Source organism: Streptomyces sp. NPDC048751 (assembly GCF_043198595.1).
Classification (GTDB): domain Bacteria; phylum Actinomycetota; class Actinomycetes; order Streptomycetales; family Streptomycetaceae; genus Streptomyces.
Map to the genome: position 1 here is coordinate 21,069 of NZ_JBICUX010000027.1, position 19,844 is coordinate 40,912.

Here is a 19,844-nt window from a genome sequence, read left to right on the forward strand (position 1 = left end):
CGCGTGGGCTGCCATCGCACATCGGCCTCCCCCTCCCCCCTCCGGTCGGCCCTGGACGCGCTGGGGTTGGTCATCGGCGTCGTGGTGCAGGCCGCCTCGGCCCACGACAACACCGCCGGCACCGCCCTGCTCGGCCAGGTCGTCGAGCGGTGCGGGATGCGGCTGCAGAAGGCCCTGGTGGATCAGGGCTTCTAGGACGAAGTCCTGATCCATGGCGTGTTGTCGGACATCGATGTCGAGGTCGTCCGCCGCAACCCCGATGACCAGCGCAAAGGCTTCGTCCCGCAACCGAAAAGGTGGATTGTGGAGCAGGTCAACGGCGTTGTACCGCCGTCTGGCCCGTGAATACGACCACCGGCCCGGCACCTCTGCCTCACGGATCTAGTGGGCCTCCATCTCGAACATGACCCGCTGCCTCACCGCCCCAGGTCCGGCCTGGCGCGACACTCTCGAGCTGGCTGCGTGAACGTCATCGAGCTCCTGGCAGACCTCCAGGCGCTGCACGAGAAGGCCACGGCCCGGGCCGGTGAACTACACGCCCAGATCAAGCACTTGACCGCCGCCTTGGTCGAGATCGAAGCACGACTCACGGACCTGGCGACCACCCGGCAAGTCATCGCCGAACTCGCACCGACCCAAGAAGACTCCGATCGAGCACGGCCTGCTGCCGCTCGTTGAGGCCCCTGTGCATACGGTGCTCCCGTAATTTCCTGGGGCGTGCTGCCCCGGACACAATGCCCGTCGCTTTCGCAGGAATTCCGGGTGGCACGAGAGAACCCTCGTTCGGATGAGGCGTCCTGTGCGGCCCATTTACAGGGAGAACACGTTTGAACGAGGCTGCCGATGAAGGAGTGAACGACGTGGTCCGGTGCGAGCATCCGGGTGAACCAGCGCTCGCGCAGCTCGCTTTCAGCACGTCGACGACAAGGCCGGCGCGGTGGTGGTCGGCCATCGAGTAGCGACGATCCATCGGGTAGCAGACCCCTGCTCATCTCAAACCGTGCTGGATTCGTGCTGGGAAAGACGAGAGCGCCCGTGCTGGGGCTTGCACTGTCCAGATTCCCGCGGCGGCAGGAAGCGCGTCGGCGAACGGCCTCCGCACCCCTTTCGCGACCGTGAGGTCGAAGTGGATCAGCCGCCACCCGGCGTTTTCGGGTCCCCTGGCCTCATGCCTCCTCGGCGCCGCGCGCCGGCATTGAGCCGTACTGGCTGCGCAGGCGGGCCTTGAGGATCTTGCCGGTGGCGTTGCGGGGCAGGGCGTCGATGAGGACGACCGATTTGGGGAGCTTGTACTTGGCGAGTCGGCCGGACAGGGAGTTCATGATGTCGTCGGGCGACACCTCGGCGCCCGCGCGGGGCACGACCAGCGCTCTGCCCACTTCGCCCCATCGTTCGTCAGGTACGCCGATCACCGCGCATTCGGCTACCGCGGGATGCTGGGAGAGGAGTTGCTCGACCTCGGCCGGATAGACGTTCTCCCCGCCGGAGATGTACATGTCCTTGATCCGGTCGACGATCGTGACGTACCCCTCCTCGTCGACGGTGGCCGCATCTCCGGAGCGGAACCAACTTCCTTCCACGAAGGCGTCCTTGGTCGCTTCGGGCCACTGCCAGTAGCCCTTCATCACGTTGGGGCCCTCGATGATCACCTCGCCGACCTCGCCCGGTGCGACATCGGTGAGGTCGGGCCGCACCACGCGTACGTCGGTGAAGAAGCAGGGCGTGCCGGCCGAGCCGGCCTTGCGGATGCTGTCCTGTGCGCGCAGGCCCAGTGCGGCGGGAGCGGTCTCGGTCAGGCCGTACGCCTGGAGGAAGGTCAGGCCCCGGTCCTGGTATGTGTGGATGAGGTCCTTGGGTACGGGTGCCGCCGCGCACTGCAGGATCCGCATCGACGACAGGTCGGCCGTCGCCCACCGCGACGACCGGGCCATGGCCTGGTACATCGCGGGTACGCCGAACATCCTCGTCACCCGGTGCTCGGCGATGACGTCGAGCACCCGTTCCGGGTCGAAACCGTGCATCAGCACCGACGTCCCTCCCTTGAGGAAGCCCGGCAGGAAGACGGTGTTGAGGGCGGCGGTGTGGAACATCGGTGCCACCACCAGAGCGACCTCGTCGGAGACGATGTCCACGTCCAGCAGGATGTTGAAGCAGTTCCAGGCGATGTTGGTGTGAGTCAGCATGACGCCCTTGGGACGGCCGCTGGTGCCGGAGGTGTACTGGATCATGCACACCTCGTCGAGGCCGACCGTTTCGTCCAGGGGGGCGTCGGGTGTGTTCGCGAGCAGCTCCTCGTACGCGCTCCCCACCTCGACGTAGTGCTTCACCTCCGCGTCGTCCCTCAACGCGTCCACGACATCGGTGAGTTCGGCGGCGTACAGCAGTACCGACGCCCCCGCATCCCTCAGGATGAAAGCCAACTCGGGTGCCGCGAGGCGGGTGTTGAGCGGCACGAAGACGGCGCCCAGCGCGTTCGCGGCGAACAGGGTCTCCGCCAGGGCCGGATGGTTCGCGCCCAGGTAGGCCACCCGGTCGCCGTGGCCGACCCCCAGGGCACGCAGGGCGTGAGCGAGCCGCGTCACGCGGGCGGCCAGCTCTCCGTAGGACAGGGATCCGCCGTCGTGCACGACGGCGGTGGCCTCCGGTGCCATGCGGGCGCGCCGCGCGGGCCACGAGCCGAGCCCTTGATTGCGCATGGTGCGTCTCTCCTCTCTCGGATCTCTCAGAGCCAGTCGGGCCATGTGTAGTCGGCCGAGTCGTCGTGGTCCCGGCGGGGCGGCAACGGGGCGAGCCGCCCCCGGGAGAAGACCAGCGGCGAGACGCCGGTCTTCTCCACCCCGAGTTCCCGTACGCGGCCGAGGACGAAGTAGTGGTCGCCGAGGGTCCACACGTCGGCGATGTCGCAGTCGATCCAGGCGGCGACGCCCGCCAGGACGGGGCTGCCCGAGGGCGCGCCGCGCCACGGGTGGCGGTCGAAGACGTCGGGGGCCTTGGCGCTGACGTCCCGGCAGAGGCCCTCCTGGCCGGCGGCCAGCACGTTCACGCAGAAGGCGCCGCCGGCCATGATCCTGGGCCAGGTGGTGGAGGAGCGGCCGGGGAAGAATGCGACGAGCGGGGGGTCGAGGGACACCGAGGTGAACGAGCCGATCACCATGCCGGCCGGGGTGCCGTCGGGTTCCTTCGCGGTGACCACCGTGACACCTGTCGGGTAGTGGCCGAGCACGTGCCGGAACCGGCCGGGGTCGTCCGCCGGGCCGCCGCCGGGCGTCGTCGCGGCGGAGGTCGCCCGGTTCACGCCGGGTTCTCCACGCCGAGCAGAGAGCGGGCGTATCCCGTGGCCCACCAGCTGTGCTGGGCGTTGATGTGCGTCTTGTACGTGGCGACGTCGCGCAGATACCGCTGCATGCGCTCGCCGTTCGCCAGCGCGCTGGAGCCACTGGCCGAGGCCAGCATCTCGACGGCCTGGCAGGCGAGTTGCCCGGACTGCCGGGCCGTGAGGGAGAGGGCCTGGTCGTCCAGTTCGGAGAAGGGCGCGCCCCCTGCCAGGCCCCGGGCCGCGTAGGCGGTGTAGTCGTCGGTGACCGACAGGACGATCCGCTGCGCGCTGTCGGCCAGGGCCGTGGCCAGGCCGAGGTTGCGCTGGTGTTCCGGATCGTGGCTGCGCGGCTTGAAGGGCGGCATCGGGCTGTTCTTGGTGGTGATGATCCGCCGGTACTCGTCGACCGCGGCCCAGGCGGTGCCCGCCACGATCGAACACAGCTGGATGTTGAAGAACGACATCAGCCGGCCCGCGTACATCGGGTTGCCGTGCAGTTCCACCCCCGGCCCGTCGGTGGCGTCGTTCGCCAGGAGGTGGGTCCTGGACACGTACTCGTACGGTACGAGGACGTCCTCGGCCACGACGCTGTTGGAGCCGCTGCCGCGAAAGCCCAGGATCTCCCCCCAGTTGTCGAGCATCCGCCAGCCGGAGGGCACGAGCACCATGCCCGGCGTGGGCATGCCGCCCTCTTCGTCGATGATGAGCACGCCACCCAGGAAGTGCGTGGAGACGTTGACTCCGGAGGAGTAGTCCCAGCGGCCGTTGACCAGGTACCCGTCGGGAGTCCTCGTCGCGGTGGCGCTCGGGGCGATCGGCAGCGGGGCCCGGAAGTCACCGTCCGGCCCGAACACCTCGCGCTGGGTGCTCTCGGGGAAGCGGCCGGCCACCACCAGGCTGTGGGAGGCGGCCAGACACAGGTTCCAGCCGCTGGACGGGCAGCCGCGGGCCACCTCGGTGACCATCCGGGAGTAGGTCCGCAGGTCGAACTCGTAGCCGCCGAAGCGGCGTGGCTGGAGGGACCGGTAGAAACCCGCCTCCAGGAACGCCTTGTGCGTGTCCTCGGAGATACCGGTTCGCTGTTCGGTCTCGTCCTGATGATCACGTAGCCAGGTCCTCATGCCGGCGGCCCGGCGCACCAGTTCCTCCGGTGTCAGGTCCGGCTCCGGCTGCGGAATCTCGATGATTTTCTCGGCTGTCTCGGTTGTCTCGGACAATTCGCACCCCATCCGCTGCTGTTCTGGGTCGGCCTGAAGGGAGTGTCGGCAGCGCGGCGAAGGACGGTCCAATGCCGGTATCTGTGGGCTTGATGAGTGCCGTGCATCACAGCAGGTCGGAGGGGGTGGCGGGAATGCCGCACATTTCTGCCTGGTGACGTGCGGGGAAGCGCGCTGTAACCTGGCGCGGACCACAACGCCGTGGACCTCGCCTTTCTGGAGGGCGGAGTGGAACTCCGGAGCCTGCGCCATTTCTCGGCGCTCGCCGAGACCTTGAATTACCGGGTCGCCGCCGAGCGTCTGCACCTCACCCAGCCCGCGCTGACGCGCTCGATCGCCGCCCTCGAGCGTGAGCTGGGCGTCCAGCTGTTCGACCGCGACAAACGGCATGTGGCGCTCACCGCCGACGGTGCGGAACTGCTCGAACGGGCGGGCGAGGTGCTGGCCGATGCCGACCGGCTCGCCGCCGCCGCAGACACCATCAGGGCCAGGCGACGGGACGAGGTGCGGGTCGCGCTCTACGGGGTGGCTCTTGCGGAGCTGACGCATCCGGTCATCGAGGCGTTCCGCGAGCGGTATCCCAGAGCCACGATCCGGGTGCACGAAGCGGACTTCCACCAGGGGCACGCCCCGCTGCTGGCCGGCGAGTGCGACGTGGCGCTGATGTGTCTGAGCGTCGACATGCCGGGCCTGACACGCGTACCGATCTTCACCGAGCCCGTCTCCCTCGCGCTGTGGAAGGGGCATCCGCTGGCCTCGGCCGCCGCGGTGGACATGGCCGAGGTCTACGACCAGCCCTGGGTCACCCCCCACCCGGGCGACGACTGGTGGGTGGGGGGACGCCACGGGGACCACGACGCCCCGACAGTCGGCTCCCACGCCCGCTCGGTCCTGGACATGGCCTCGAAGATCGCCTACCAGCACATGGTGGGACTGATGCCCTTGTCGGGCGCCCGGATGTTCCCGCCACACCCGGGAGTGGAGGCCGTCGCTCCGAAAGAGCCCCTCGGCGCGGTGGCCGCGGTCGCCTATCCGGAGACGGGCCACTCGCCCGCCGCCCCGGCCTTCGCCGAGCTCGCACGCCGGGTGGCCCGACGTGCGAGCGGCGTTCCGTACGCCGAACTCGCCCGGTAGCAGCGGTCAGCCGCCGTACGGCGGCTCGCCCGCCCGGGCCGCGTGCAGGACGGCGCGCAGATCGTCGGCGCAGGCCGGGCGGGGATTCGCGTACGGCGCCGCCAGAGCGACATCGACGGCACGGTCCACGTCGGCGGCGGTCAGGCCCAGGTCGGCGAGCGATCGCGGGATGCCCAGACGCTCGCCCAGCTCGTGCAACTCCCGTACCGGATCCGGGACATCGAGCGCCCGGCGCAGCGCCGCCAGTGCCTCGGGGACCGCCGGAGCGTTGTGGGTTCTCACCTCGCCTCAGGTGCCTGAGATTGTCTGCCGCTCCGTCGACTTGAGTACCTGCCCGTGTATGAGATTGATCTTGACTTTGCTTGCGAGTTGATGGCCAGCACGTTTGAGGGTGCGTGCGTCTGTGGCCTGAAGTTTTGAAGGGCTTGAGCTGCGGGACCTCGATTCATCTGAGATTCCTTGACGTCGTTGAGAATCCTTATGGGGATGAGTGGCTCCGGTGCAGGTCAGGCTCGTTCCTGGAGGGCGAGCGTGGAGCCGCACTGGTCACGTAGGGTTCGGCGTAGTTGCTCATCGGGAGGCAGAGGGGGAGCGTTGGCCGAGGAGCACGCGGAGGGGCGTGTTGCAGTATTGACGCCGCTGTACGAGCGGCTGCTGATGCAGGCGTTCATGTCTCTGGGCGCTTTGGCGCCTACTGTGTTGACCATCTGTCGCCCCGGGGAGAAACCTCTCTTCGAGGCACCTGAGCAGTGGCCGGTTCAGCATGAGCCGACGTGGGAGACCTTGTCGGCACGTGCGACTGAGCTGCTGGCCTCTGGGTCCGTCCTGTTGATGCCGCCCTGGGGGCGGATCTCATCGGCGAAGCGCTCGGTGGGTAAGGCGCCCTCGCAGTGGGAAGACGCAGTCCTGCGGTCATGCCGCCCAGCCTCTTCCGACAGTCTGCTCGCGGTTCTGGTGCCCTCGCAGATGTGGGTGTCCGAGGCTCCGTGGGCCGTGGACCTGCGAGTGGCCCTTGCCGAGCACTGGGACACACTTCTCGTGGTCTACGGTCACGGCGCCATGGAGGGCTTCCATTCCAGCCTTGAAACGGCTGCGGTCTTCCTGGCCGCCCGCACGGCTGACCAGCAGCCGTTGAAGATCTTCCGCTTCTCCGCGCGGGACGACAAAGCCGCCGTAGAGAAGGACTTCCATGGGCTACTCGCCCGGGGCGGGGGCCGAACGCGCCACGGCTACGTGGCGCGCAGGCGCCCCGATCCCGGAGCATCATTGGCGTTCGATCTTCATGACCCGGACATCGAAGACCGCCGTTCCGACCTTGCCGGCTTTGGTGGCGTGAGTTCGCTTGGCGACCTCTATCACCAGCTGCCTACGCTCCATCTTGCCGACGCGAAGAACTGGACGTGTTCGGCAGAAGACCCCGGTGCGGTACGGCTGCTGGGAGGCCGCGATGTCGGACGTGACGGGACGATTGCACCCGCCACGGAGGAGACACTGTGGGGGCATGTTCCCGAGTCGCATCTGCTGGCCCCCGGTGACCTCTTGGTGCGTTCAGTCCAACACCCAACGGATCCTGGCGGGTTCGTCGTTGCGGAACTGACCCCTCAGGACCTCCCGGCGGCCGCGACTCACATGGCCATTCCGCTGAGGCCTCGCCCCGGTCTGGACGCGCAGCAGCGCCGCTTTGCCGTGTTGTTCCTGGGCATGCCGCTGGCCCGCAAGTTCATCGGACTTCAGACGGGCGCGCATCTGGGAGGCAGCCGGCTTCGAGCCCTGCCGGTTCCGCAACCTGACGAAGCACTTGCCAAGGCGCTGGACGACGTCACCGCTGCGAGGACGCGCCTTGTGGAGTGGGAGGGGGAAGCAGACTCCCTGTTGGCCTCGGTGTTCTTGGACAGGACTGCGGCTGCGGCGCGGTCGCGGATCATCGCATCGGGCCGAGGCCTGCGGCTGCGTGTCGAGGCCGCATCGTTGCTGGACGACCTGGGCCACACGGTGCGCACCCGATTCCCCTACCCTGTCGCCTCCCGCTGGCGTGAGACCGAGGCCCAGACAAGCGCCGGACCATCGCAGGGCGCTTACGCGGCCGTGCTGGACACGACCGAGATTCTGTTGTGCTACACGGCCCAGCTGGCACTGGCACTTGCCTGGTCTTCAGACATCGAGCTTGGATCGGCTACCGCCATCAAGGACAAGCTGTCCGCTGGACGTGGTGGTCCCGGGTTCGGTGATTGGGCCTTCGTCCTGCAAGAGGTCGCCACCAGCCGCAAACTGCGTGCTCTGCCACCAGGACACCCGCTTCACGACTTGCGGTCTCTGCTCGACAACAAGGAGACCGCCCAGTCTCGCCAACGGCTCAGCGACCGCCGCAACGACCAGGCACACCTGCGGCGGATCGACCCCGTGGACCTGCCGCGGGCTACCTCAGAGGCCCTTGCCGACCTGATTTGCCTGTTGGAGGCAGCGAGGTTTCTCGCGGACTGGCCTCTCCTGCACCTCACGACCCTCCGCTGGGATGCACTCACCCGGACTGCCGCACTCGAATACCGTGAGCTGACAGGCGATCATCCGGTCGTGCCGACCCGCACCATGACGGTGACCCGCAATGACCTCGAGGCCGGCAGCCTCTACCTGCGCGACAGCGACCACGAGCTGCACCTCCTTCGCCCGTTCCTGGTCGGCCGGGACTGTCCTACGTGTCGGCTGTGGTCCACGTTCCACGTGGACCGGGCTCCCAAGGGCAAGGTCATCCTCAAGAGCCTGGAGCACGGACACGTCGTCGAAGACGCCTCGCCGGCACTGCGGGCCAGCCTGGAGCATGTACAGCTGCTGTGACACCTGGGACGGTGTAGTCCTCACGTTGTCGCCAACCCCGGGGTGTCCGTCAATTTCACCCGCCGCCTGCGTGGCTCGAGCTCCTTGCGGAAGCAGCGTGAAGGCTAGCCGGAGGGCGGCGGATCTGAGCGCGTACTCAGCGCGGTCCGCCCTCTGGCCGCGCCGTCGGGTCAGGAGGGGACGGGCGGGCTGGGGCAGGAGTGTCGGACAGGACGGGGGCGGCGTGGTGTCCGTGGAGCCGGTAGACCATTTCGTCGGGTGCGTGCAGCATGCGGGCCTGCCGCCAGGCAGTGTCGTAGGACAGCGGTGTCTTGCTTCGCCGTTGCAGGAGGAGGGCCTGCAGGCTGGTCAGGGGGGAGAGCACGGCTCTCCAAAGGACAAGCTTCACGGTGAGAGTCCTTATTCGCCACGTGCCAAGGGCCGTGTGGTGGACGTCAGTTGGCCTGCGCCTGCGCGGTGGGTGGGGTGCCGTCGTTGAGTGCGGCGACGGAGTTGAGCAGGGCGAGCATCGCCCGCTGCTGCTTGTCGGCATCGCTGAAGCCGTCGCCGAGCTGTTCCCACTGCTCCAGCAGCGGATACCACCACTGGTCACAGCCCTTGATCGTGCGGGCCAGGCGTTGCAGCGCGGCGGTCTCCTCGTCCGGGAGGCGTCCGGGATGGCGTTCGAGACGGTCGAGCACGACGAGGCCGGGGTGGTCGTAAAGGTGTGTTTTGAGGAACTGCAGGCGCCGGACACGTTCGGTGTCCGCTGCACGCTGCGCGAGACGTTCCCGGGACTCCCGGGACAGACGCAACACAACCTGGGCTGCCAGGATCCGGTAGTGGCGGCTGCCCTCGTGCCAAGCGCCCAAAGCGGCGTTCAGGGCGTCCTGGGCAGTGGGCAGGTCAGCGGCGTCCCACCGTGCCGCCGTCGCGGCTGCCTTCTGATGGATGTCGGCGCGTACGAGATCGTCGAGGTTGGGGCGCAGGCGCAGTGCGGGACGCCAGCGCAGCGTGTAGACCGCTTCGAACGGGATGCCGGGGGTCGCGCTGTCCAGCAGCCGTGGCAGCGGGCAGGCGGTGGTGCGTTCCGCCCGCTGCCAGGGCCACCTCATGCTGGGTCCTTCGGCAGAGAGAACACCGGCTGCAGACGGTGGTCGACCAGGTGCTGGTAGAAGTCCTCGCCGGCGTTGACGCCCTGGGGCGTGGTGACGTCGGCCAGAGCCTTCATCAGCTCCATGCCGGCGTGGAACATGTTGTGACCGCGCAGCGCGGGCAAGAGCTGGTCGCGCAAGCGGCCGTAGGAGGCGGGGTCGGGCGCGCACGTACGGATCCATCCGGTGAGGTACGGGATGACCTCGGCCGTCGTGTCCGGACTACTGAGAAGGTCCTGCAAGGCCCGCTGGACGTCGATGCCCTGCGCGCGGTCGGACATGAGCCAGGGCATGCCGTCGTCCTGGACCGGCATCAGGGCCAGAAAGGCCAGGCTCCCGCTCTTCGCGGATGCCTGGGACTCCTGCCAGTCGCGTACTTCGGCCACCAGCCGGGCGGTGCCCGTGGGCCGGCCGGCCAGTTCCTCGAAGGCCTTGAGAACGTCACGGCGCAGGTCCGGCTCGCTGGTGGTGTGGGCGATACGCCGCAGTCGCACCATGGCCCTCTTCGCCGTTGAGGCGTTGGCGGCGTCGTCGTGCAGGACGCGGCGGCAGGTGGAGATGACGGTGGGTGCATAGGGCTTCTGCTCGGCCCAGCGGTACAGAACGTCCCAAGCCAGGCGTCCGACGTGTTCGTCGTGGACGGCCACGTCCAGGACAGCGCTGAGCAGATCGGGGTGGGATTCGCGGGCGATGGCACCCAGGGTGGTGAGGTGGGCGGTCGTGCCGTGGCGTAGGACCAGGGCGGACAGGGCGGCAACCGGGAGATCGGCTGCGCTGTCGTCGGTGGCGCTCTGCACGAGCCAGGCAAGCATTACCTCGCGCATGGCCTCGTAGTTGTCCCAGACGTACTCGAGGATGGCCCGGCCGTAGGCGGGCCGGTCGAAGAGCACGGTGTCCTGGGAGCCGACAGCCGCACCGATATCCTGGATACGGCGGCGCAGTCCGCGGCCGGCGAAGGAACTCTGAGCGGGCAAGAGGCTCGATCTGGTGCCTGTGTCTTTCGAGGCGAGGGCTTGGTGCAGGGCGCGTGCGGTGCTGGCCACAGTCGGCAGGGGAGCCGACTGGCGCACCGCCAGGGCCAGCAGCAGGCAGCGGTCGTCCAGTGTGAGGGAGCCGTTGGCCTTGTCGTGAGTGGTGGCCACCTCGCCGAAGAGACCGTCGAGATGATCCCTCCAGTCCGACAGAGCTGCTGTGATGCGGTCTTCCAGGCTGAGATCGGCGTCAGCCGGCGCAGACCGGGGGAGGGCCGCTGAGGTACGGGTGTCCTGCAGGCGCCGGTGCTCCTGCCACGTCATGACGATGGTGTTCGCGGCACGCACGGCTGCCATCGCGTGCAACCCCCGCAGGGAGGCCACGGCCTTCGGGAAGGAGCGAAGTTCGGCAACGAGCGGCGCATGCCCGGCCGCGGTGAGACGGGTTTCCACCACCCGCAGGGCATCTGGAGGCTCGCTGACGTACACGACCTGCACACCTCTGCGTGTGGTGAGCCGGTCGTCCCACAGCTCCTGGGCGACCGTCAGCACGAGGTAGGAACGAGCATCCTCGAGGTGGCTGGCGAACGTGCTGAGGGCGTTGAGGAAATCCGCCGACGGCCGGTCTCTTTCGGGATCCTTCAGATCCAGCTGGTAGGCGTGCTCTTCCTCTAACGGCAGTCGCCCCTGGCTCGGTGCATTCCAGTCCCCGTCCAGCTTGAACAGCGTGGTCGTACTGTCGGTGTGCTCGGCCAGCAGCCGCAACGCGAAGGTCGTGGCGCCGAAGGAACGGGGTGCCACCACAATCACCACACGCTCCCGCGGCCGCGGCGCCTGCGGGGCAAGTGCCTGTTGCCAGGCTTCGGCCCACTGCCCCTCGCAGACGAAGGGCCTGCTCAGAACCTCTCCACGATCGATCCGCACACCCTCCAGCAGGTCCAGCTTGCGCGTTTGCCTGACGAACTTGTGGATGCTGCCGGCGACCACGTCAACCTTGCCGTGCAGATGCGTGCTGGTGCCGTTGGTGAGGAGTACCTCCGGCATGCCATCGGCCGGGCCTGCGTCCGCGTGCGGGCCTTCCGGCGCGGAGCCCTGCGGCAACACACTGCTCGGGGAAGAGCCGTCCGGCCGGTCGGGTGCTTGCCGTCGCCACGGCCGCCAGCTGCCGGATCCGTTCGGTTCCGGCTCACCGGGCTGGGGGGTGGGGGTGGCTGAATGCTCGGTCCCTGACGGCCCGAAATCCTGTTCTGACATGCACTTCCTCGTCTGTTGATGGGGAGGGAGCTGCGAACGCCGGGTGAAAGGGTCAGCGCCCAGGACTGTTGTGGTAGTAGGTGCCGACGCTGCCGATGACGTTGGTGTCTTTCATGGACCCGAGGAAATGCATCGTGGTCCCGCCGCCTGCCGGGGCAGACGGCGGATCGGCTGTCACTGCGTCGGCGGCCGCGGGCACTTCGGTGATGTAGTCCTGCAGCGTCTGGGCCGCCATCCCCGGGACATGGAGGTGGCAGGGCCGCTCGAAACCCTTGCCCTCAACACGCGCGACAGCCGTCAGGAAGTGCGTCTGCTGCAGGTGCGCTGTGCGCCCGGCGAGCACGGTGCGGTCGTACACCGGTGATGACACGACGGCCGCGACGTAGGCCCCGTGCTTCGTCGCGGCGGTCATGGCCTGCCGCACGGCCTGGCTGTCCACCAGCCGGCAGGCCTCGTTGATGGCGTCGCCCCGGTGGTCAGGCAAAGAAAGCGGACCGACGTGGACGCTGACGCGGACGCAGATCGCAGATCCGCCGCGCAGCCGTGACTGGTCGTAGCGAGAAAGAGCCGCGTTCAGGTGGCCGAGCAGCGGGTCCACCAGCCGTGCGGTGTCACGCGCCGGCACCACGCAGATGGCGCCGTCGCCGGTGTCCCGGTAAGCGCCCTCCCGCGACCGAGGGTCGTCGAGCTCGCTCTGCGGGAAGACCGTGTTGAGGATGACGTCATCCAGGTCGGCACGGATCGGAGCCATCTTCGCTTCGGGGAGCTGGCTGTAGTTCCTCATGTCGACGACCAGGAGCGCATGCTCCGGCGGTACATCGAGACTGTCTGGAAGGACAGAAGCGTCCATAGAAGCCGGGCCTTTCAGTCATGGCGGTCACAACAGGTGCCATGCTGATTTAGGCCTTCTGCGGGTGGTGCCCAGGAATGGGCACCACGGTGATGCCGTGCGTCACGTTTCGGCCCGGACGTGCCGTCGGATGGCCGCGATGTCGCGCACGACAAGCCCCCCGCCGGGAGTCGTGTCCAGCCAGCCGTGCTCGCGCCACGGCCTGAGAGCGGCGCCGACAGCGTTGCGGGAGGCCCCGATCATCTGGGAAAGCTCGGTTTGCGTGAGACGGACCGACAGAACGCGTGCCGTTGCTGAGGAGAGGTCCGCCAGGCGGGTCAGGGCCGAGGCCAGCCGGGCAGGAACTGACGCCGTGGCCAGCTCGAGCCGCACCGATTCCGCCTCACGCACGCGGGCGATGGCATGCCGCAGCAACGGCGCCAGCAAGTCGTACTTGTCCACGAAGGCGAGGAAGTCCGCAGCCGGAACGATGTGCACCAAGCACGTCTCCGCCGCAATGACCGACGCCGAGCGGGGCTGGGAATCCAGCACCGCCAGCTCACCCAGCAGTTCACCGGCTCCCCGCACGGCCAGCAGCGTCCGTTCCCCGCTCTGGCCCGTCAGCGTCACGAGCGTGGAACCGGAATCCAGCAGAATCACATGAGTCCCGGGATCGCCCTGCCGTAACAGCACACTGCGCGCCGGCCGTGACCTCCGCGGTGCGAGATCACGCAACTGAGACCACAACTGCTCACCGATCATCGTGATATGCGGCTGATACATAGTCCCCCCGGGTGTGGCGCCCCTCACAATCGGATGGTCTCAATGTGGTGCGTAGGTGATCAACAGCCCAATTCCAGCCATCGCCAGGGCAACCACTACCAGATCGACCGCCAGACGGACCGCCCGGAATTTCCGCCGCGCCAGAACAGCCATCACCGACAAACGCTTCTCGGCCAGGTGCTGTTGGCGCGCACTGCTCATCTCGGCAAATGAGGCCACCAGCAACCCGGCGTCAGCTCCCCGCCGCAACCCCAGCAATTCGCCAGGCGCACCGGCCGCAGGAAGCGCCGGGCGCAAAGCCCACAAGGCCGCGCCGACCGCCGCCGTCAACAACAACGACGTCGACAGCAGCATCACCTCAAGGGGCGGAGGGGCATCCACACCGCACAACATCGCCACGCCAGCTGTCAGAAGTCCCGCCGCCGCCCCGCACACAGCCGTGGCCTTAGCGTCCGCTCGCTGCAGCTCGACGACCATGTCGGCAGCCATGGCCCGTAACCGCAACACCTGCTGCCCATCTGCCCTCACCACGTCACCGGCCGTGCGCCCCATGAGCACCCCCTGCATCTCCAGGCGAAGCCAACCACCGCATTGATGCTTCGACTGTGCCCTGCTTTCCTGCAGGGCGGTGCCCACCAGCGGGCCCCGTGCGGGCGTTGTAGGTCACGCAAGAGCGAGCGCTGCAGCAGAGGGCACGGCGGGCACTGACGTCGCTGTCAGGGTTCGACGTTGATGCCGTAATCAGCGGCCAGGCCGGCGAGCCCCGTGTCGTAGCCCTGACCGACACCGCGTACTTTCCAGCCCGCTGCGTGCCGATAGATCTCCACGACGATGGAGACGGTCTCGCCCAAAGTGAACGCTGCTGGCTCGAAGGACAGAGCGGTGCCCGAGGGCTGGGTGGTCTCCGCACGCCATGTGGTGTGTTGGCCGAAGACGGCCGTGGGCTGTGCTTCGACATCGATGCTGGCGATGACGGCTACGGCGTGGACGTCATCAGGAACGCGGGGTAGATCCGCGGTGACCGTGTCGCTGCTGGTGCGGACTCCCTCGTGGTGCGGATAGTTGTAGAAGACCAGGTCGTGGTCGCTGCGCACCTTGCCGTTACTGCTGAGGAGGACGGCAGAGACATCGACTGGGACACCGGTGGTGATGAGGCGCACCGCTACGGATTCGGGGCGCAGAGGGGCGTTGGCCCCTTTGGACAGCACGTGCTTGGTGCTTTCCAGCAAGCCTGGGTCGGCCACCGCCGTCCCTGCGGCCGGTGCACTTGCGGGTGGACTGGTGTCGGTGAGAGTGGCGAGGGTGCGCTGGAAGACAGACCAGCCTTCAGGTTCTCTTCCGGGCCAGACCAGGGCCAGCCGTCTGGAGCCGAACTGTTTGAACGTGGGGGCCTGTCCGAGGGCTTCGTGGAGCTGCACGTAGCGCAGACTTTCGATGGCCAGGCTGTTGAGTTGCCATTGCCGTTGGGCTTCTTCGGGCTGGTTCATGCGCAGTTCGTCGTCGACGGCGACGCCGCCGAGCGCGGTGTAGACCCGGCGGGCGAAGTCATAGCTGTCGCCCGGCAGGAGACGGGCCGGGTGCTCCTGCTGTGCGGGCGCGGGCTCTCCGATCGCGGTGTACAGGCCGCCGAGGTCGCCGCCGGTCCACTGGTTGGCCGCGGCGGTGGCGAACTGGGCGAACTGAATCAGTGTGGGCGGCCGGCCCTTCGCGGCCACGTGCCGGTGATGGGCGCGGGCGACGTCTTCCAGCGCGGTGCGCCAGCGCTGCTCAAGGTAGGTGCCGAGATACTGATCGGCCCAGGCACGGCGATGGCGGGTGACGATGTCGCGGACCCGCTCGAAGCCTTCCCGACGGCTGCCGCTGCTGTAGCTCATGGTCAGGCCGAACGAGCCGACGGCCGTGTCCACCGGGAGCTCCCTTTGGTCCCTGACGATCGACTCCTCCGGCCCCAAATTCCGTTCAGCAGTGCGCAGTTCCTCGAACAGGCCCGTCGGGACGGGGCAGCCGGCATCTCGCAGCGCGCTGAGGGGACGGCTGTAGTAGTCGGCGACACCGGACAGAGGGGCGCGGGAGTAGGGGCCTTCGCAAACGAACCAGGCGGTGAGCGCGACCCCGTGCCAGAACTCCAGGGTCGGGCCGAGGGTTTCGGCCATCAGCTGGTGGGGGTGTGGGTTGCTGACGATGCTCCTGGCGTGCCGCTGCAAGGTCACCGACTGCCACAGCCGGTCCACCTGCTCATTGACGGAGGCGGGCAGCACCTGCCGGTACAGCTGCTGGGTGAAGACGTGCTCGTCCGGCCCGAAGCCCATGATGCCCTCATCGACGAGTCCCCACAGCGACCGCATGCCGGGGCGCTGGACGGCGTGCGCCTGGTCGAAGGCCGTCCACCACTCACGCAGGACCGCCACGCGTTCCTCGACGGGGGAGAGGGAGGTCGGGCCGCCGAGGAAGGCCGCGAGCATCGCATGGATTTCTTCCTCCGGGATGCCCGCCTCGGCCGCCATGCCAGCCGCCTGGGCGGACATCCCCACATACAGGCGGGACTCGGGCAGCGCCGTGATGACCTCCTCGTCCGGGTGCGGCGGCGCCTGAAGATAGTCCAGTACGGCCAGCCAGTCGCCGGCGAAGTAGCCGGAGACGACCGGCTGCAGAGGGCGCGTCAGGACCCGGCGCGCCAGGGCGGTCCCGGCCTTGGCGGCCTTCTTCGCGAAGCCAGCCATCAAGGCCTGCATGCACAGGCTGCGATGACGCGTGACCAGTTGCAGCGGATCGACGGCGGCAAGCGCGTCCAGGAGACGCAGGCGGGCGCGCTGCTGCCCGGGCCGGTCCAACTGGTGCCAGCCGCCGCCGAAGCGGAAGGCTTCCAGCGCCTCGTCGGCAACACCGAGCAGGCGGTAGCGTTCCTCGATGCCGGACCACAGCCGTCGCTGGTCGTCGATGGTCTTTGCCGGGCCCGCAGCCCGCACCCGGATCGGCTCGGTCAGTGTCTCGAACAACGGCACCAGTACCGACCACAGCAACACCGCGTCGGCCGAGCCGTCCACCAGGCTGATGCCGGCCGAGTCGTCCGCGGCCAACGTCATGGCGTGAGCGGGCCGTTCACGCACCAAGTGCGGCAGGTTCACCGCCCCGGCTTTCAGCGACATCTTCTGCGGCAGGTACCAGGCACCGCGCCGCTGCTGCTCCTGAACGCCGAACGCCTCAGCACACCACGACTTCTGCCGGGCGGTGAGTCTCAACACCTTGACGCTGTCTGCGGCCTCGAGCCCTGTACCCCTGACCACCGAGGCCACCCGCCGGCCGGCTAGTGCCGCGGCCAGCAGCCGGGCCGCGAGGGCGTCGAGCTGAGCGAACCGCTGCTGCCGACCGGCAGCCGCCTCCAGGGCAAGTCGATCCTCAGGGCGTGCGTCGAGGGCAGGCTGCCACCAGCGCGATGGGTCAGTGGCCACCGGTCAGCCTCCGCATGTACTCGACGAACTGCTCAAAGGGCATCGGAGACGCGGTGTTCTGCGCGTAGACGGCGTAGCGCTGGGCCATCAGCTGTATCTCCCGCTCCGCCCTCCGCGCCTCCACCCGGTCCAGGGCATGCACCACCCGCTGCTCGACGCGCCCCTGCTCGTACAGCACGAACGCGTCGACCCCGCCGGGGAACGCACCGTCAGATGCCCCTTCTTCAGCACCGTTGGCGTCCGCGACCCCGGCCTCCAGCGAGTCGACATCGATCGGAGGTACGTCGAGCAGCAGCGCGGGATCCATGTCGTTGTCATCGCACATGGCCTCCAGATGGTCCTCGAGGCCGAGTTCGGCATGGCAAACCACATCCAGGTACTGCTGATCGGCTGCCAGACCGGGATGCCGCAGCACCCGCACACCACGCCCGACGAACTGGTAGAACTCGCCGAAGCTGCCGTAGGGACGCACGGGCACGACCACGGTGATGGGCGGGAAGTCGTAGCCCTGGCCGAGCATCCGCAGCTGCACGATGCCCTGCAGATCACCCGCGTCCGACTCGAAACGCCGCCGGGTGGCCTTGATCGCTGAAGCCGACATGCTGTGGTGCAGCGTGGCGCACGGAATGCCGTGCTCTTCGGCGATGCGGGCGATCTGGCGGGCGTGGGCCTCACCCATTGCCGCAAACAGCGCCCGGGGCTTGACCGGGGCCAGCAGCTTGGCCTGCGCATCCAGACATGCCCGCGTCACCATCATCACCCGCCGGATCGAGGCATCGGACTGCGCGGTGATGCGGGCCATCTTCCGCTCGTCCCCGAGCGCGGCCAGCAGGGCATGGCGGCCCACGATCTGCTCGCGCCGCCCGTCGGGCCACACCGCCTCGTACACCGTCGCTGCCGCATCCGGGGCGAACTGGTGCACGCGCAGGTTCTTCGCCGAGCCGTCTGCGATGGAGTCCACCAGCCGGTAGCGGTAGACCACGTCGGCGTCGATCGGCTTGCCGTCCAGGCGCTGGAAGCACGCCGACATCAACAGCGTGCGCGCGTCCCGGAAGTGAGCGAACAGCCGCTGGTAGGAGTCGCTGGCCGCGATGTGTGCTTCGTCGACGACAATGAAGTCGACATCCTCCGGTTCCAGCTTGGCCAGCAGGTCGCCTTCCTTGTCGCCGGTGCCCAGTGCGTGAAAGTTCGTTACCAGCACGTCCGCGGCCAGCAGCCGCTGCCGGCTCACCCGGCTGATCTGCTCGTCGTCCGCGTCCAGGACCAGGGTGGCCGGCGGCCGCGCACCCGGCAGCAGGGGGCCGCCCGCCAGCCCGTACAGGACGTTGCCCGGCATTCCGGGATCGAGGGCCTTGGCGAAGGTGCCGCGGATGACCGAACCGGGAGTCACCACCAGCGCCCGCCGCCTGGTGAACGACAACGCGGCCGCCACTCCCAGTGCGGTCTTGCCGGCCCCGACCGCCATCACCGTGGCCGCATGGTGGCCGCCGGAGGCGTAGTAGTTGGCCAGCGCGGCCAGGGCCTCGTCCTGGCAGGCCCGCAGCGGCTTCCGGGCCACCTGAGCGCGCGCACCGGCGAAGTAGGCGTCATCGGCTGGTGACCGGGTGCCCCGAGGGGGATCGGCCGCCCGCAGGGGATCGCCCACCATCTCCGGCACCTCGATGCGCGGCGCGGCGGTGACCAGTGGCGAGAGCAGGGCATCCTGGCGAAGCATCGCCTGCAACTGGGCGACGCAGCGTGCGGTGTCCAGGCGCACGGCGTCGTAGGAAAACCGCAGCACCGTCAGCCCCGTGGCCGCCAGGTCGTTCTGTCGCAGCCGGTCGTAGGTGAAGGCGGCATGGTCACTGTGGAAGGTGAACCCGTCCAACTCCACAGCCAGGTGCAGTGACTCTCCCGCGATCAGATAGTCCAGCCGGTAGGTGCGCTCGTTAACCGTCACCGGATGCTGGCTGCGCACATGGGCCACGATGGCGCGTTGCGCGGCCGGAGTGAGCACCCAGCGCAGGAAGGCCTCTTCCAGGTAGGACGCCGAGGGGATCAGCTGTTCCAGCCCGGCGCTCATGCCCTCCCGCCAACCGTCGCCTCGGCCGCCAGCGCGCCGATCTTCTCCGAGAGCCGGCCCACCGCCTCCTCACCCTGGTCGAAACGGGCCAGCCGTCGCGCCAGTGCGAGGGCGTCGGTGAAGGCGCCTTCACGTTCCAGCAGCATCACCAGCCGGGGCACAGACGTCACGTGCACGAAGGATGTCGGGACGGAGCCGGTGTCGAAGGAGACCGCCTGCGGGGCAGCCTCCATCAACTCCAAGTCCAGTAGCGCGAACACCTCGAGCAGTTCAAGCCCGTCAGGGTAGGAGCGCCTGCCGCTCCACAGGCGGTCTACCGCCCCTTGGAGGACGAAGTGGTAGTCCATCGCTTCACCGGGAAGCTCCAGCGCCTCCCAGACGCGGGTAACCAGGCCCGCCCCGCTCACGTCCGCCCGCACATGTCGGCTGGCCGGCGTCGCCGACGTACTGCCCTCAGCAGACGGCCACATCAGCGAGCCGTACGACACCTTCGGACGGACGCGGGCCGCTGCGAGCGCTTCGCGGACGACACCAGGGCTTCCGGTGAACCGCACACCAGGAATCGCTGCCATACGCTCAAACCACGTTGCCATGTCCCCCCCGGCTCATCCCACTCCAACAGCGTCCACCGTCATCCAACCCGCACAGAGACGCTGTGGTTCGGCCGGTCTGAGAACTATGTGCCCCGGTGGCCCACTGTGTACTGCCCACCGACCCAGGCGCATCCTCTCGCGAAGCCCTCAGTCGAGCGCAGGATTCTCCAGAACAGCACGCTGACTGGGCGACGGCCGTGTGTGAGTGGCTACACCGTGCGGTACGGACGTTCGCAACGCAAGGGACCAAGATCCCTCAACCGGGTGTGGT

At 68.3% G+C, this 19,844-nt stretch carries 16 protein-coding genes; 4 read left to right on the plus strand and 12 right to left on the minus strand.

Features of this window, described 5'->3' with window-relative positions; genetic code table 11:
* The first annotated feature begins 3 nt into the window (after nucleotides 1–3).
* Both ACGFNV_RS44355 and ACGFNV_RS44360 read left to right on the plus strand, forming a co-directional pair.
* Nucleotides 4–195: a hypothetical protein gene (locus ACGFNV_RS44355; RefSeq protein ID WP_393631094.1), complete on the plus strand. Its 192-nt coding sequence runs from the start codon at nucleotides 4–6 to the stop codon at nucleotides 193–195.
* Nucleotides 196–462: 267 nt separating this feature from the next.
* Nucleotides 463–678 (plus strand): hypothetical protein, encoded by a 216-nt coding sequence (locus ACGFNV_RS44360; RefSeq protein WP_393631096.1) that lies wholly within the window; start codon nucleotides 463–465, stop codon nucleotides 676–678.
* Between the two features lie 488 nt (nucleotides 679–1,166).
* Here the strand turns inward: ACGFNV_RS44360 and ACGFNV_RS44365 are convergent, their stop codons facing one another.
* The 3 genes from ACGFNV_RS44365 to ACGFNV_RS44375 are packed head-to-tail and all read right to left on the minus strand — an operon-like array spanning nucleotide 1,167 to nucleotide 4,533.
* Entirely contained in the window at nucleotides 1,167–2,696 is a 1,530-nt protein-coding gene (locus ACGFNV_RS44365) for a long-chain fatty acid--CoA ligase (RefSeq protein WP_393631097.1), read from the minus strand.
* Between the two features lie 26 nt (nucleotides 2,697–2,722).
* Nucleotides 2,723–3,295, minus strand: coding sequence for a flavin reductase family protein (locus ACGFNV_RS44370; RefSeq protein WP_393631099.1), 573 nt, complete (start codon nucleotides 3,293–3,295; stop codon nucleotides 2,723–2,725).
* The gene (locus ACGFNV_RS44375; RefSeq protein ID WP_393631101.1) at nucleotides 3,292–4,533 is read right to left on the minus strand and encodes an acyl-CoA dehydrogenase family protein; all 1,242 of its coding nucleotides are present in this window, start codon (nucleotides 4,531–4,533) and stop codon (nucleotides 3,292–3,294) included. Before ACGFNV_RS44375 ends, ACGFNV_RS44370 begins: the two co-directional genes overlap by 4 nt.
* A gap of 228 nt (nucleotides 4,534–4,761) precedes the next feature.
* Here ACGFNV_RS44375 and ACGFNV_RS44380 point away from each other — a divergent pair, with 228 nt between their 5' ends.
* The gene (locus tag ACGFNV_RS44380; RefSeq protein ID WP_393631103.1) at nucleotides 4,762–5,667 is read left to right on the plus strand and encodes a LysR family transcriptional regulator; all 906 of its coding nucleotides are present in this window, start codon (nucleotides 4,762–4,764) and stop codon (nucleotides 5,665–5,667) included.
* A 6-nt stretch (nucleotides 5,668–5,673) separates the two neighbouring features.
* Here ACGFNV_RS44380 and ACGFNV_RS44385 read toward each other — a convergent pair whose 3' ends face one another.
* Nucleotides 5,674–5,949, minus strand: a complete 276-nt coding sequence (locus ACGFNV_RS44385; protein WP_393631104.1) for an iron-containing alcohol dehydrogenase — start codon at nucleotides 5,947–5,949, stop codon at nucleotides 5,674–5,676.
* Between the two features lie 312 nt (nucleotides 5,950–6,261).
* On the opposite strand from ACGFNV_RS44385, the gene ACGFNV_RS44390 reads away from it, so the two are divergent.
* Complete coding sequence (locus tag ACGFNV_RS44390; RefSeq protein WP_393631105.1) at nucleotides 6,262–8,499, plus strand: hypothetical protein; 2,238 nt, start codon at nucleotides 6,262–6,264, stop codon at nucleotides 8,497–8,499.
* 434 nt (nucleotides 8,500–8,933) lie between these two features.
* Here the strand turns inward: ACGFNV_RS44390 and ACGFNV_RS44395 are convergent, their stop codons facing one another.
* The 8 genes from ACGFNV_RS44395 to ACGFNV_RS44430 all read right to left on the minus strand — a co-directional run bounded on the left by ACGFNV_RS44395 (nucleotide 8,934) and on the right by ACGFNV_RS44430 (nucleotide 19,552).
* Entirely contained in the window at nucleotides 8,934–9,593 is a 660-nt protein-coding gene (locus ACGFNV_RS44395; protein ID WP_393631106.1) for a hypothetical protein, read from the minus strand.
* Nucleotides 9,590–11,647 carry a hypothetical protein gene (locus tag ACGFNV_RS44400; protein WP_393631108.1) on the minus strand — a complete coding sequence of 686 codons (2,058 nt, stop codon included), beginning with the start codon at nucleotides 11,645–11,647 and terminating at the stop codon, nucleotides 9,590–9,592. The genes ACGFNV_RS44395 and ACGFNV_RS44400 overlap by 4 nt, the downstream gene beginning before the upstream one ends.
* A 262-nt stretch (nucleotides 11,648–11,909) precedes the next feature.
* A complete protein-coding gene (locus ACGFNV_RS44405) occupies nucleotides 11,910–12,707 on the minus strand; it encodes a hypothetical protein (RefSeq protein WP_393631110.1) in 798 nt (265 codons plus the stop codon).
* A 102-nt stretch (nucleotides 12,708–12,809) separates the two neighbouring features.
* The gene (locus ACGFNV_RS44410) at nucleotides 12,810–13,448 is read right to left on the minus strand and encodes a Crp/Fnr family transcriptional regulator (protein ID WP_393631111.1); all 639 of its coding nucleotides are present in this window, start codon (nucleotides 13,446–13,448) and stop codon (nucleotides 12,810–12,812) included.
* A 60-nt stretch (nucleotides 13,449–13,508) separates the two neighbouring features.
* Complete coding sequence (locus tag ACGFNV_RS44415; protein ID WP_393631113.1) at nucleotides 13,509–14,105, minus strand: Pycsar system effector family protein; 597 nt, start codon at nucleotides 14,103–14,105, stop codon at nucleotides 13,509–13,511.
* Between the two features lie 80 nt (nucleotides 14,106–14,185).
* Nucleotides 14,186–16,918, minus strand: coding sequence for a TerD family protein (locus ACGFNV_RS44420; RefSeq protein ID WP_393631115.1), 2,733 nt, complete (start codon nucleotides 16,916–16,918; stop codon nucleotides 14,186–14,188).
* Nucleotides 16,908–18,980, minus strand: a complete 2,073-nt coding sequence (locus ACGFNV_RS44425; protein WP_393631117.1) for a DEAD/DEAH box helicase family protein — start codon at nucleotides 18,978–18,980, stop codon at nucleotides 16,908–16,910. The genes ACGFNV_RS44420 and ACGFNV_RS44425 overlap by 11 nt, the downstream gene beginning before the upstream one ends.
* Nucleotides 18,977–19,552 (minus strand): hypothetical protein, encoded by a 576-nt coding sequence (locus ACGFNV_RS44430; protein WP_393631119.1) that lies wholly within the window; start codon nucleotides 19,550–19,552, stop codon nucleotides 18,977–18,979. Before ACGFNV_RS44430 ends, ACGFNV_RS44425 begins: the two co-directional genes overlap by 4 nt.
* Nucleotides 19,553–19,844: the final 292 nt, after the last annotated feature.

Bases quoted from the DNA above. Each gene is read 5' to 3' on its own strand.
- ACGFNV_RS44405 (WP_393631110.1), bottom strand. From the start codon at position 12,707: ATGGACGCTTCTGTCCTTCCAGACAGTCTCGATGTACCGCCGGAGCAT.
- ACGFNV_RS44430 (WP_393631119.1), bottom strand. From the start codon at position 19,552: ATGGCAGCGATTCCTGGTGTGCGGTTCACCGGAAGCCCTGGTGTCGTC.
- ACGFNV_RS44395 (WP_393631106.1), bottom strand. From the start codon at position 9,593: ATGAGGTGGCCCTGGCAGCGGGCGGAACGCACCACCGCCTGCCCGCTG.
- ACGFNV_RS44410 (WP_393631111.1), bottom strand. From the start codon at position 13,448: ATGATCGGTGAGCAGTTGTGGTCTCAGTTGCGTGATCTCGCACCGCGG.
- ACGFNV_RS44400 (WP_393631108.1), bottom strand. From the start codon at position 11,647: ATGCCGGAGGTACTCCTCACCAACGGCACCAGCACGCATCTGCACGGC.
- ACGFNV_RS44365 (WP_393631097.1), bottom strand. From the start codon at position 2,696: ATGCGCAATCAAGGGCTCGGCTCGTGGCCCGCGCGGCGCGCCCGCATG.
- ACGFNV_RS44425 (WP_393631117.1), bottom strand. From the start codon at position 18,980: ATGAGCGCCGGGCTGGAACAGCTGATCCCCTCGGCGTCCTACCTGGAA.